This window comes from Ralstonia sp. 22111, assembly GCF_052045895.1.
In the GTDB taxonomy this organism is placed as follows: Bacteria; Pseudomonadota; Gammaproteobacteria; order Burkholderiales; family Burkholderiaceae; genus Ralstonia; species Ralstonia wenshanensis.
Window position 1 is genome coordinate 203119 of the sequence record NZ_JBQEPR010000008.1, and the last position, 12930, is coordinate 216048.

At 66.3% G+C, this 12930-nt stretch carries 8 protein-coding genes; 3 read left to right on the forward strand and 5 right to left on the reverse strand.

Translation table 11 applies throughout. The features are described 5' to 3' along the window. Window positions 1-5 precede the first annotated feature (5 nt). From ACTJK4_RS20000 to ACTJK4_RS20010, 3 genes are all read left to right on the forward strand, one after another. The gene (locus ACTJK4_RS20000; protein ID WP_440475645.1) at window positions 6-1211 is read left to right on the forward strand and encodes an acetyl-CoA C-acetyltransferase; all 1206 of its coding nucleotides are present in this window, start codon (window positions 6-8) and stop codon (window positions 1209-1211) included. 13 nt (window positions 1212-1224) lie between these two features. After that, complete coding sequence (locus ACTJK4_RS20005) at window positions 1225-3351, forward strand: 3-hydroxyacyl-CoA dehydrogenase NAD-binding domain-containing protein (protein WP_440818765.1); 2127 nt, start codon at window positions 1225-1227, stop codon at window positions 3349-3351. 255 nt (window positions 3352-3606) lie between these two features. Then, window positions 3607-6276, forward strand: a complete 2670-nt coding sequence (locus tag ACTJK4_RS20010; RefSeq protein ID WP_260801073.1) for a bifunctional diguanylate cyclase/phosphodiesterase — start codon at window positions 3607-3609, stop codon at window positions 6274-6276. Between the two features lie 51 nt (window positions 6277-6327). Here ACTJK4_RS20010 and ACTJK4_RS20015 read toward each other — a convergent pair whose 3' ends face one another. The 5 genes from ACTJK4_RS20015 to ACTJK4_RS20035 form a co-directional block, all read right to left on the reverse strand. Next, window positions 6328-7383 carry a diguanylate cyclase domain-containing protein gene (locus tag ACTJK4_RS20015; protein WP_440475653.1) on the reverse strand — a complete coding sequence of 352 codons (1056 nt, stop codon included), beginning with the start codon at window positions 7381-7383 and terminating at the stop codon, window positions 6328-6330. Between the two features lie 113 nt (window positions 7384-7496). Beyond that, window positions 7497-8504 carry a chemotaxis response regulator protein-glutamate methylesterase gene (locus ACTJK4_RS20020; protein ID WP_260801074.1) on the reverse strand — a complete coding sequence of 336 codons (1008 nt, stop codon included), beginning with the start codon at window positions 8502-8504 and terminating at the stop codon, window positions 7497-7499. Further along, window positions 8501-10831 carry a hybrid sensor histidine kinase/response regulator gene (locus tag ACTJK4_RS20025; protein ID WP_440818766.1) on the reverse strand — a complete coding sequence of 777 codons (2331 nt, stop codon included), beginning with the start codon at window positions 10829-10831 and terminating at the stop codon, window positions 8501-8503. The genes ACTJK4_RS20020 and ACTJK4_RS20025 overlap by 4 nt, the downstream gene beginning before the upstream one ends. After that, window positions 10828-11529: a chemotaxis protein CheW gene (locus tag ACTJK4_RS20030; RefSeq protein WP_253540744.1), complete on the reverse strand. Its 702-nt coding sequence runs from the start codon at window positions 11527-11529 to the stop codon at window positions 10828-10830. Before ACTJK4_RS20030 ends, ACTJK4_RS20025 begins: the two co-directional genes overlap by 4 nt. Next, complete coding sequence (locus ACTJK4_RS20035; RefSeq protein ID WP_440818767.1) at window positions 11510-12925, reverse strand: CheR family methyltransferase; 1416 nt, start codon at window positions 12923-12925, stop codon at window positions 11510-11512. The genes ACTJK4_RS20030 and ACTJK4_RS20035 overlap by 20 nt, the downstream gene beginning before the upstream one ends. Window positions 12926-12930 lie beyond the last annotated feature (5 nt).

The window sequence follows — 12930 nt, forward strand, 5'->3', positions numbered from 1 at the left end:
ACGCTATGGAAGCCTATATCTACGACGCCGTGCGCACCCCGCGCGGCAAGGGCAAGAAAGACGGCAGCCTGCACGGCGTGACGCCGCTGCGCCTGGCCGCGACCGCACTGCGCGCCATCCGCGATCGCAATCAGCTCGACACGGCACTCGTGGACGACGTGGTGCTCGGCTGTGTTGAACCCGTGGGCGAGCAAGGCGCGTGCATCGGCCGCGTGGCAGTGCTGTCCGCCGGCTATGCCGAGACGACGGCCGGGGTGCAGATCAACCGCTTCTGCGCTTCGGGCCTGGAGGCCTGCAACATGGCTACCGCACAGGTCATGGCCGGGCAAAGCGACTTCGCCATCGGCGGCGGCGTAGAGAGCATGTCGCGCGTGCCGATGGGCGCCAGCGGTGGCGCATGGCCGGTCGACCCGGCCGCCGCCATCCCGCTGTATTTCGTGCCGCAGGGCGTGTCGGCCGACACCATCGCCACCAAGTGGGGCTACAGCCGCCATGACGTCGACGCCTATGCCGCGGAGAGCCACCGCCGCGCCCATGCGGCCAGCACGGCGGGCTGGTTCACAGGTTCGATCGTGCCGGTGCGCGACCAGAACGGCCTGACCATCCTCGACCGCGACGAGATGATCCGCCCGCAGACCACCGTGGACACACTCGCGCAGCTCAAACCCTCGTTCGCGGAATTGGGTGAGCAATACGGCTTTGACGCGGTGATCCGCCAGCGCTATCCGGAACTGGAACGCATCGAACACGTGCACCACGCGGGCAACAGCTCGGGCATCGTCGATGGCGCCGCGGCCGTGCTGATCGGCAGCCGCGAGGCCGGCAAGCGCGCGGGCCTCAAACCGCGTGCGCGCATCCGCAGCTTTGCGAGCATCGGTTCGGAGCCGTCGATCATGTTGACGGGGCCATCGTATGCAGCAGAGAAGGCACTCAAGCGCGCCGGCATGTCGGCATCCGACATCGACCTGTACGAACTCAACGAAGCCTTCGCCTCGGTCGTGCTGCGCTTCATGGAGGTGCTGGCCGTGCCGCATGACCGCATCAACGTCAACGGCGGCGCCATTGCGATGGGCCATCCGCTCGGTGCAACGGGCGCCATGATTCTCGGCACGCTGCTCGACGAGCTGGAGCGGCGTGGCGCAAGCACGGGCCTGGCCACGCTGTGCGTCGGTGCCGGCATGGGCACCGCCACCATCATCGAACGCGTTTAAGGAGCGTGCTGACATGATCGACATCACCATCGACACCGACGGCATCGCCACGCTCACGTGGAACCAGCCGGGCCGCGCGCAGAACGTGCTCAACGGCGACACCTGCGCCGCCTTCTTTGCCGCCATCGACCACGTATGCGCCGATGCCAGCGTCAAGGGCATTCTCGTCACCTCCGCCAAGGCGGATTTCATTGCCGGCGGCGACCTCGAATGGCTGCAGGCCAGCGACGACGCAGCCACGTTGTTTGATCGCACGTGCGAACTGCATCGCATGCTGCGCAAGCTGGAAACCTGCGGCAAACCCGTGGCCGCCGCACTGCCGGGCTCCACGCTGGGCGGCGGGTTGGAGATTGCGCTCGCCTGCCACTACCGCGTGGCGGCGGACAACGCCCGCGCGCGCTTTGGCCTGCCGGAAGTCACGCTGGGCCTCTTGCCGGGTGGCGGCGGCACGCAGCGTCTGCCGCGCTTGATTGGTGTGCAGAAAGCGTTGCCGATGCTGCTGGAAGGCAAGCGCATCAAGGCGGCCGACGCGCTCAAGCTCGGCATTGTCGATGCGGTCGTCAATGCGGGCGAGGAAGCCGATGCCGCGCGCACGTGGCTGCTGGGCGACGGCCCGACCCGCGCGCAGCAGCCGTGGGACATCAAGGGCTACAAGGTGCCCGGGGGCGGCATCGCCAGCCCGGCCGTGCAGCAGCTATTCACGGCGGCCAACGCCATGCTGCGGCAGAAGACCTACGGCAACTATCCGGCAGCGGCCAGCATCCTGTCGTGCGTGTACGAAGGGCTTATCACTGATCTCGATACGGGCCTCAAGACCGAGGCGCGCTACTTCGTGCAGGCGGTGCTGTCTCCGGAAGCCCGCGCGATGATCCGTACGCTTTTCTTCAGCCTGAACGCCGCCAACAAGCTGGCCGCGCGCCCGGCCGATGTGCCGGTGCGGCGCTACGCCAAGGTGGGCGTGGTCGGTGCCGGCATGATGGGTGCGGGCATTGCCTATGTCACCGCCAAGGCGGGGTTGCCCGTCGTGCTACTCGACACCACGCAAGAAGCTGCCGAACGCGGTAAAGACTATTCACGCAAGCTCGTCGAGAAACAGGTACAGCGCGGCCGCCTGCATGCCGAGCAGGCCGAAGCGCTGCTCGCCCGCATTAAACCGACCACCTCATACGCGGACCTCGACGGCGCGGGCCTCATTGTCGAGGCCGTATTCGAGCAGCGCGAGATCAAGGCCGACGTCACGCGCATGGCCGAGGCCGTGATCTCGCCGGACGCCATCTTCGCGTCCAACACATCGACGCTGCCGATTACGGGGCTGGCGGAGGCGAGCCAGCGGCCGGGCAACTTCATCGGGCTGCATTTCTTCTCGCCGGTCGACAAGATGCCGCTGGTGGAGGTGATCGTCGCAAGGCAGACCACGCGGGCCACGCTGGCGCAGGCGCTCGATTACGTGAAGGCCATCGGCATGACGCCCATCGTCGTCAATGACAGCCGAGGGTTCTATACGAGCCGCGTGTTCTCGACCTACGTGCTCGAAGGCCTGGCGATGCTCGCCGAAGGCGTGGCACCCGCATTGATCGAGAATGCCGGGCTGCAGGCCGGCATGCCGGTCGGGCCGCTCGCGCTGATCGACGAAGTCTCGAGCGAACTGATCCACAAGGTCAACCAGCAAACCCGCACCGACCTGGGTGTCGCCTACATCGAGCGCCCAGGCGAAGCCGTGGCCGAGCGCATGGTGGCCCTGGGCCGCATCGGCCGCAAGGCGGGAAAAGGTTTTTACGACTATCCGGAGAACGGCAAGAAGGCGCTATGGCCCGGGTTGGCGACCGAATACCCCAAGGCCGCCACGCAGCCCGACGTCCTGACGCTGGTCGATCGCCTCATCACCGTGCAGGCCGTGGAAACCGCACGCTGCCTGGATGAAGGCGTGGTGACCGACCCGCGCGATGCCGATGTGGGTGCGCTGCTCGGTTGGGGATTCCCTGCATTCCGGGGTGGGCCGGTGTCGCACATCCATCGCGTGGGGGTGGGCGCCTTTGTCCAGCTGTGCGACCGGCTGGCTGCAGAGCACGGCCGCCGCTTCGCGCCGCCCGCCCTGCTGCGTGACATGGCAGACAAAGGCACCGCGTTTTACGAACGCTGACCTCTCCCGCGCCGCGCAAACCCAGATCGCGCGGCGCCTCACTCGGCAAGCGTTGCGCCCAAGCACCAACCCGGGTGCCGCCCGGGGTTGCCCACCCATAAGCAAACGATTGCGCATCCATGCGCCCGTCTGACCGTTCGGCTTAAGACACATGTGCTTCGCTCCGATATAGAGTGGAAGGCACATAAAATTGCCGACGTCAGGCACGCTGCGCGCGTGCCCGAGACAACTGGACACGCAAACGCTGGAGTGGGGATGCCCGCAGAGCAATCGAAGGCTTCTTCTGATGGCACGACCGGTAACACGCCCGGGCAAAGATGGGGGCAGAGGCTGCTGTCGCCGCTGAATGTTGGTGCGGCGGTGGTCTTGCTGTTCATCTGGACGTTCACATTCCATCAGCTCACCCTGGAGCACGACAGGCTGATCCGCGATGCGCAGGCGCGCACGCAGGTTGAAGCACGGGCATTTGGTGAGTACTCACTCGGCAGCGTGCGGCGCGTGTCGGAGTTCCTGCTCGATCTGCGCGCGAGCTGGCTGTCGGGTCGCGACGTGTTCGAGCACGTCATCCACGAGCGGCAGGAAGCCGTGCGCGATCTGACCTTCCAGGTGGCCGTGATCGACGAGAACGGCATGCTGGTCTACTCCAGCATCGGCCCCACGACAGAACGCCTCGACCTGAGCCAGCGCGAGCACTTTCGCGTGCACAAGGAATCCGGCGGACGCGACGTGCTGTTCATCAGCGACCCGGTGCAGGGCAAGGTCTCGAAAAAGTGGTCGATCCAGTTCACACGCCCGATCCTCAGGGCTGGGCAGTTTGCCGGTGTCGTGGTGGTGTCGGTCAGCCCGGAACAGTTCGCCAGCTTTGCCAATACGCTTGCGATTGGCAAGGACGGGGCTGCCACGATCATCCGCGAGTCAGGGCAGGTCCTGGCACGCGTGCCCAATCCGACCGCGGGTATCGAAAAGCCGCCGCGCGCCCGGCAGTTCAACAAGCCGGGTGCGCTGGGAACAGGCAACTACCGCGTGGTGTCGGGCACCGACGGCGTGGAGCGCATCATCGGCTATCACCATGTGCCGGAGATCGGGCTGTACTTCCTGGTGGGCGAGTCGGTGGCCTCGGTGCTCGCGCCTTACGACGGCTATCGGCGCACTTCGCTGGTGGAGGCAGCCGGCTCCACCCTGCTGCTCGCGCTGCTGTATTTCACGCTGCGCCACCAAGGTGCCGAGCGCAAGCGGCACATCGAAGAGATGCGCCTGGCCTCCATGGTCTATGCATCGAGCAGCGAAGCGATGATGGTGATGACGCTCGACGGCCGCGTGATCGACGTGAACCCGGCGTTTACCGTCACCACGGGCTATTCGGCGCAGGAGTTCAAGGGCCAGTCCAGCGACACCATCCGTTCCGAATGCAACGAGCGGGCCGTGATCGAAGCCATGCGCGAGGGCGTTGCAACCAAGGGGTCGTGGAGCGGCGAATACCTGATCCGCCGCAAGGACGGCAGCGAGTTCCCCGCCCTGCTCACGATCGACACCTTTGCCGACAGCACGCTGGGTGAGCCGCGCCGGGTTGCGCTCATCCACGACATGACGGAGAAGAAGCGCGCCGAAGAGGTCATCTGGCGGCAGGCCAACTTCGATGCGCTCACCGATCTGCCCAACCGGCATATGTTCTACAACCGCCTGCGCCAGGAGATTGCGCGGGCGCGTCAGACGTCCACACAATTGGCGTTGCTGTTCATCGATCTGGACCGTTTCAAGGAAGTGAACGACACGCTCGGCCATGACCAGGGCGACGTTCTGCTCAAGGAGATTGCCCGGCGCATCTCGGCCATCGTGCGCGGCACCGATACGGTCGCGCGGCTGGCGGGCGACGAGTTCACCATCATCCTGCCGGACCTGTCCGATGACGGGGCGGTCACGCCCATCATTCGCAGCCTGCTTGCGCGCATTGCCGCACCGCTGCCGCTTGGCCAGGAAAGCGTGGAAGTGTCGGCCAGCATCGGGGTGGCGCTGTACCCGCGCGACGCCGACACCGCGGAATCGCTGCTCGTGCGCGCCGACCAAGCCATGTTTGCGGCCAAGAGCGCGGGGCGCAATCAATGGGCCGTCTTTACCCCGGCCTTGCAGCGTGCCGAACAGGAACGCCTGCGCGTGACCAGCGACTTGCGCGTGGCGCTCGCGCACGGGCAGCTTGCGGTGCACTACCAGCCCATCGTCGATCTGCTCACGGGCAAGGTCCACAAGGCAGAGGCGCTGATCCGCTGGACCCACCCCGTGCGAGGCGAGATCGATCCGGGAGATTTCATTCCGGTGGCCGAGGACACCGGGCTGATCGTCGAGATCGGCAAATGGGTGCTGAACAAGGCGCTGGACCAGCTCACGCACTGGCAGGCCACGCTCGACACCACGATGCAGGTGTCGGTGAACAAGTCGCCGCTGGAGTTCCGCGCGCACCAGTCGGGCACCGAATCGTGGCCCAAGGTGGTGGAGCGCCGGGGGCTCCCGCCGCACAGTCTGGTCGTTGAAATAACCGAAGGCTCGTTGATGGCAGACAGCGCGGAGGTGATCGAGCACCTGCACGAATTCCGGCGCGCGGGTGTGGACATCGCACTCGACGATTTCGGCACGGGGTATTCGTCGCTCTCGTACCTGAAGCGCTTTGATATCGACTACATCAAGATCGACCAGTCGTTCGTGCGCAGCCTCGCGCACGACCCAAAAGACATCGCACTGTGCAGCGCCATCGTGAGCATGGCGCACGCGCTGCGCATCAAGGTCATTGCCGAAGGGATTGAGACCGAGGAGCAGAAGGCGATCCTGGTGGCGGCAGGCTGTGACTACGGCCAGGGCCACCTCTTCTGCCCGCCGGTGCCGCCCGCCGCGTTTGAAGCCTTTGTGGCCAAAAGCCAGCTTGCCGAAACCTAGGTACCACGGCGCGCGCCGCTTCGATCATTCGGCCCGCATGGCTTGCAGCCCCTAGACGCCCCGGGCCGCATGTGAACCCGCGCCGACCACCGTGCGGTTCTTGCCTTCGTGCTTGGCCTGATACAGCGCAAGGTCGGCGGCTTCGATCAGCGTGGTGGTCGGCACGTCGTGCACCGGATTCACCAGCGCGCCGCCGATGCTGACCGTTACGTAGTCGCCGGTGGACGAATGCAGGTGCGGCACCCGCAGGGTCTCGATCGCACCGCGGATCTTCTCTGCCAGCAGCTTCAACCCCTCGGCACTATTGCCGGGGAGCACGACGGCAAACTCCTCTCCGCCAAAACGCGCTGCCAGATCACCGGGGCGGCCCAGGCACGCTTCCACCGTGCTGCCGATACGCTTGAGCACCTCGTCCCCGGCCACATGGCCGTAGGTATCGTTGTAGAGCTTGAAGTTGTCGACATCGATCATCAGGAACGACAGCGTCGTGCCCTCGCGTGCGCCGCGCCGCCATTCCGCGCTCAGGTATTCGTCGAGATAGCGGCGGTTGGCCAGCCCCGTCAGGCCATCGGAGTTGGTCAGGCGGCGCAGTTCCAGATTGGCTTCGAGCAACTGCTGCTGCGACTGGCGCAGCGCGCGGTACGCCTCGTCACGCTGCAGCAGGTTGACGTACGAGCGCGAGTGGTAACGGATGCGCGCCAGCAATTCGATGCGGTCGGGCAATTTGACAAGGTAATCGTTGGCGCCCGCTGCAAAGGCAGCGCTCTTGATGACCGGCTCCTCCTTGGTCGACAGCACGATGATCGGCACGTCGCGCAGCACCGGGTTGGCGCGATAGTCGCGCACCAGCGTCAGACCGTCGGTGCCCGGCATCACCAGGTCCTGCAGGATGACCGTGGGGCGCGTCTGGATGGCGGCGATCATCGCCTCGTCGGAGCGCGCGCAGTAGTGGAAATCAATACGATCTTCACTGCTCAGCGCCTGACGGATGGCCTCGGCCACGATGGCCTGATCGTCCACCAGCAGCACCATCACCGGTACATCGGCAGCTGCCGGCGTACGCAACAGCGCGCGTGCGGCCTCCAATGCGGCTTCCGCTGCAGGCATGGGCTTATTCTGGTCAGCTCCATCCGGATGATCCGGAATCTCGGGTGGTTGGTTGGTCATGTGATGCTCCCCGTTTCTGGTTATGTGTGTCATGGCGATGGCTCGTGCGTGCTTCAGGCGCGCACGAGCGCGATGAGTTCGTCGGCGATGCGGTCAAGCGGCAGGATGGCGCGCGCCGCATCCAGCGCAGCCGCAGCCTTGGGCATGCCATACACCGCGCTGGTGGCGGCGTCCTGCGCGATGGTGTGGTAACCCTTGGCGCGCATTGCCTTCAAGCCGATGGCGCCGTCCCGGCCCATGCCCGTAAGCAGTACACCGATGGCGCTGCCCCGCCAGTGCTCGACCACGCTGTGGAAGAACACGTCGACCGACGGCCGATAGGGCGTGCTGGCCGGCTCACGCGTGTAGCCGAAGGTACCGCCGGGCAGCACATGCATGTGGTCATTGGTGGCCGCGAGCAGCACCTCGCCTGCATGCGGGCGATCGCCTTCCACGGCCACGCGCACCTTCAGGGCGGTCTGGCCGTTCAGCCATTCGGCCATCCCGGCTGCGAAGGCCTGGTCAACGTGCTGAACCACCGCAATGCCCGCGGCAAACTCCGCTGGCAGTTTGCCGAGCACGGCAGCCAGCGCGGTGGGCCCTCCGGCAGAGGCGCCGATGGCCACCAAAGGCACCGCGCCGTCACGCGCGGGGGTGCCCACACACGGCCTCGGCGCCACGGGTTTATCCAGGAGGCGGCCGATCTGGTCGATCTTGGTGAGCAACGGGTGGTTGGCCTCGGCATCCGCGCCGCCGCCAAGCGTGGGCGTATCCACGGCGTCCAGCGCGCCGGCGCCCATCGCCTCGTACACGCGCCACGCGTTGGCACCCACGCTGCTGGTCACCACCAGGATCGCGCACGGGTTGCGCGACGCCATGATCCGACGGGTGGCTTCCACGCCATCAAAGCGGGGCATGATCAGATCCATCAGCACCACGTCGGGCGGCTGCGCGGCACAAAATTCAACGGCCTGCGCCCCATCGGTCGCCACCCACAGCACGCGGTGCTCGGGCCGGCGTGCGATCGTGCGGCGCATGGCTTCAACGGCCAGCGGCATATCGTTGACGATACCGATATTCATGTCCGCGCTTCTCCAATCAGGTCGCGCACTGCGTCGAGCAGCGCTTCATCGTGGAAACTGCCTTTGGCCAGGTAATAATCCGCGCCGGCATCCAGGCCGCGGCGGCGGTCTTCCTCGCGGTCCTTGTAGGACACCACCATCACGGGCAGCGCCTTGAGCGCGGCGTCGCGCTTGATGAGCGTGACCAATTCGATGCCATCCATGCGCGGCATGTCGATGTCGGTAACGACAAGGTCGAAGTCTGCGCCGCGCAAGGCGTTCCAACCGTCCATGCCGTCTACGGCCACGGTGACGGCGTAGCCGCGTTTTTCCAACAGCTTGCGTTCCAGCTCGCGCACCGTGAGCGAATCGTCCACCACCAGCACATGCTTGCGCTGCTGCACGGTCACGCCCTGCCCGCGCTGGACCTTATCGAGCTGGCCGCCGCGCACGAGCTTGTCGACTGAACGCAGCAGGTCGTCAACATCGACGATCAGCACCGCATCGCCGTTTTCCATCAGCGCACCGGCGGCAATATCACGCACCTTGCCAAGCCGAGCATCCAGTGGCTGGACCACCAGCATGCGCTCACCCAGGAAGCGGTCGACAGCAATGCCGTATGTCTCAGCGCCCTCGCCAATCACGACCACCGGCACGCTCTCGCGCGCTTCGCCCGGGGGTTGCGTACCGAGCAACTGGTGCGCCGTCACCAATCCTGTCGGGCGGCCCTCGAATCGGAAATGCTGCTGGCCTTCGAGCATGTCGATCTCGGTGCGGGCCAGCTCAAGCGTGCGCCGCACGTAGGCCAGCGGAAACGCATACGCCTCGCCGCCCACGTCCACCAGCAGGCTGCGGATGACGGACAGCGTGAGCGGCAACTGCAGCATGAAGCGCGTGCCGCGCCCCGGCTCGTTGTGGATGCGGACGGTGCCGCGCACCGCCTTGACCATCTCGTGCACGGCATCGAGCCCGACACCACGTCCGGACACATCCGTGACCTGCTCGCGCATCGAGAAACCCGGCAGCAGCAGGAAGTCGAGCAACTCGTGATCCGACAGGCGGCTGGCGGTGTCGGCATCGGACAGCCCGCGCCGCACCACTGCTGCGCGCACCGCCTCCAGGTCGATACCGGCACCATCATCGGCCACGGTAATCAGCAGTTTGCCGGCGCTGTGGCGCGCTTCCAGCGTGATGCCGGCTTCCGCTGGCTTGCCTTGTGCCTCGCGGGTTGCGGGCGTTTCCACGCCATGGTCGACGGCATTGCGCAGGAGGTGGCCAAGCGGTGCGTCAAGCATGTCGAGAATGTCTCGATCGACCTGCGTGGCCTCACCGACGATGGTCAAGCGCACCTGCTTGCCCAGTGAGCGCGCCAGGTCGCGCACCACGCGCGGATAGGCATGCGTCGCGTCGCCGAACGGCCGCATGCGGCATTGCAATGCCTCGTCGTACAGCTGCTGAGCAAGGTGTGTGCTGCGACGATCGAAGCGGTCGAGATCGTCGATGTGCTCGCCCAGCGTCTGCTGCATGTGGCTGAGCATCTGGCGCACGTCGTTCAGCGCAGCGTGCATGTCGGCGTCAGCATGCCGGTCGAGCCGCTCGACCAGCGTTTCGTAAAGCGTGTCGAGCGCCAGCGCTGCCGCACGGTGCGTGCGTTTGACGCGCAACATCGATTCGCCAAACGGCTTGAGCCAACGAGACTCCACCAGCGATTCACCCGACAGGCTCAGCAGACGGTCAAGGTTGTCGGCGCGCACGCGCAGCATGCGATGCGGATCGCTTGTGCTGCCGATGGGCGCACGTTGCGGTGCGGGTGCAGCGGGCTCGGGCGGCGGCACCGCAGGCGCGGAGAGCGCCGCCACCTCGGCATTGAGCAGCGCCATCGCGGCCTGCAGCGTGGCGTCTTCGGTGGCGGGCTCCGGTTCGGCAAACGTTGTAGCTGCGCGTGCGACGGCGGCGCCCTCCGGCGCGGAAAACGCAGCCAGAACGGCATCGACCTCCGCTCGCGGCACCTGCCCGCCCGTAGCAGGCAGGCCCACACGCAGCAGCAGATCGGTGCCACGCAGCAGCACGTCGATATGCGCAGCGCTTAGTACCAGCGTGCCGTTCTGCGCTGCCACGAACCACTCTTCCATGCGGTGTGCAACGTCTACACCGTCCTGCAGGCCGACGATGCGCGCCGCGCCCTTGAGCGAATGTGCCGCACGCATGCAGGCTTCGAGCGCGGCGGCATCGGCGGGCGTACGCTCCAGCGTCAGCAGTCCGGTGGACAGCACACGTGTCTGCGTCTGCGCTTCTTCATGGAACAGCGCGAGCAACGATTGGCGGCCCAGATCGTCATCCATGCTCATCGCAGGCTCCGGGCAATCGAGTCGAACACGCGGTCGGTATCAAGCAAGCCAATGGTGGCATCGCGCCACGCCAGTACGCCGCGTGCGTGGGCCGTGGTCGCGTGCGTGAGGGTGGACGGCACCGGCAGCAGCGCGGTGGCCGGAAAGCGCAGCACGCCTTCCACTTCATCCACCGGGAAGACGGCCGGTTCATCGCGGTGCGCAGCCACCAAGAGCCGCGCATAACCATTGCGCCCGGCATGCTTGCTGCCCGCTTGATCCAGCCCCAGCAGCTCACCCAGCGACACCGCCACCGTCAGTGCCCCGCGAATGTTGACCAGCCCCAGCACCACCCGGTTGCGCCGATGCGGCAACGTGTGGATCGCGCGCGGCGTATCGATCTGCCGCAGTGCGGTGGCCGGCAGCGCGAGCCATTCATCGGCGATACGGAATACGAGTACGGCCAACTCCGCGCCTGCCTGCTCCAGCGTACGCAGCGGCGCGGCCGTGCGATGCGCCAGCGCCGCGGCTTCCAGGTCGGCATCGCTCAGCGCGCGATCCAGCAGAGCGGCGGCCCCCTCTTCAAAGATGGGGCAGTTCAGGCAGCGCGCGTACTCAGGCAGGCGCGGGCAGGATTGATCGCCACGCGTGCCGATGCGGTTCCAGCAGTCATCTACGAGCGTGGTAACGCCCGCGTGGTCATGGACGGCGTGCGCCATGTTTTCCTCGTGAGTGCTCCGGGGCTCCGGAGAGTGCAGATGGGGTCTTGTCCTGGCGCGCCAGGGCGCGTTCCGCACGCAGCATGAGCTGGCGTGCGCCCACCGTATCGCCGGCAACGTCGAGCAGCGCGGCCAGGTGGGTCAGCGCCTCGTAATGCGCGGGTTCCAGGTACAGCGCCTTGCGGTAGAAATCCCCTGCATCCGCCTGGCGCCCGCGCGCATCGGCAATCAGGCCGAGCAGGTAGAACGTATCGGCCTCGGGGGCACGCAGGTTGGCGATCTCCAGCGCCACACGTTCGGCTTCATCAAGATTGCCGGCGTCGGCCAGCCGCCGTGCGTCGGCCACGGTGGGCGGCTCGCGCAGCACAGCCTCAATCTCTGGAATGGCGGGCAGTAACGGGCGTGCGGCGAGGCTCGGCGCCGGGTTCGGTCTGGGTGGCGCAGACACGCGCGCCGCCACGGGACGCACCGGTACGGATGGCAATGCCACGCCGGGCAATCCCACCACCGGAACCGCATGTTCGGGCGGCAGTGGCAAGCGAAACGGCAACGGCGTCCGCACGCCAGTTTCACCGGCTGCCATGCGTTGAAACGCAAACGCCAGCGGAATGCGCGCAGAGCTCATCGCATGACGCATCATCAGGCCCGTTTCCGCCGGGCCGACGAAGATCATGCCGTCTTCCGCCAGTTGTGAATCGAGCCGGCGAATCGCCTGATCCTGCGCATCGCGGTGAAAGTAGATCAGCACGTTGCGGCAGAAGATGAAGTCGTAGCGCGTGTCATCGGCCGGTGCGTCCGACAGGTTGGCTTGTGCAAAACGCACCAGCCCGCGCACGGTATCGCTCAACTGCCAGCCGCCGGCGGCTTCAGTGAAATGCCGGTCGCGAAAGGTCAGCGGATGGCCTCGGAATGCATTGCGCCCGTACACCCCACGCCGTGCCTGTTCAATGGCGCGCACGCTGATGTCGATCGCCTCAATGGTGAAGCGTGCGGGGTCGATGCCTGCATCGAGCAGCGCCATCGCTGCAGAGTACGGCTCTTCCCCCGTCGAGCACGGCGCACTCAGGATGCGCAGTACGCGCATCGGCTCGCGCGCAAGTTTTTCGCCCACCACGCGGGCAAGCGTGACAAAGGCCTCGCGGTCTCGGAAGAACCACGTCTCGGGCACCACCAGCGCTTCGATCAGGGCCTGCCGTTCTTCGGGCACAGTGTTCAGGCGCAGCCAGTACGCGTCCAGCGCCGCTGCGTCCACGGTGTTCGGCATGCCGCGCGTGGCCAGCATTGCGCGCGTGCGGTCCAGCACCGCGCGCTCCAGCGTGTTCGCACCGAGCGACGGCGCGTCAATGCCCGTCTCGTGCGAAAGCCAGGCTTCAAAGCGGGGATCAACGGCCACCATGATGC

Coding starts and splice junctions, on each gene's coding strand:
- ACTJK4_RS20005 (WP_440818765.1), top strand. CDS start 1,225: ATGATCGACATCACCATCGACACCGACGGCATCGCCACGCTCACGTGG.
- ACTJK4_RS20015 (WP_440475653.1), bottom strand. CDS start 7,383: ATGCCTGCAGCGGAAGCCGCATTGGAGGCCGCACGCGCGCTGTTGCGT.
- ACTJK4_RS20010 (WP_260801073.1), top strand. CDS start 3,607: ATGCCCGCAGAGCAATCGAAGGCTTCTTCTGATGGCACGACCGGTAAC.
- ACTJK4_RS20030 (WP_253540744.1), bottom strand. CDS start 11,529: ATGGCGCACGCCGTCCATGACCACGCGGGCGTTACCACGCTCGTAGAT.
- ACTJK4_RS20000 (WP_440475645.1), top strand. CDS start 6: ATGGAAGCCTATATCTACGACGCCGTGCGCACCCCGCGCGGCAAGGGC.
- ACTJK4_RS20035 (WP_440818767.1), bottom strand. CDS start 12,925: ATGGTGGCCGTTGATCCCCGCTTTGAAGCCTGGCTTTCGCACGAGACG.
- ACTJK4_RS20020 (WP_260801074.1), bottom strand. CDS start 8,504: ATGAATATCGGTATCGTCAACGATATGCCGCTGGCCGTTGAAGCCATG.
- ACTJK4_RS20025 (WP_440818766.1), bottom strand. CDS start 10,831: ATGAGCATGGATGACGATCTGGGCCGCCAATCGTTGCTCGCGCTGTTC.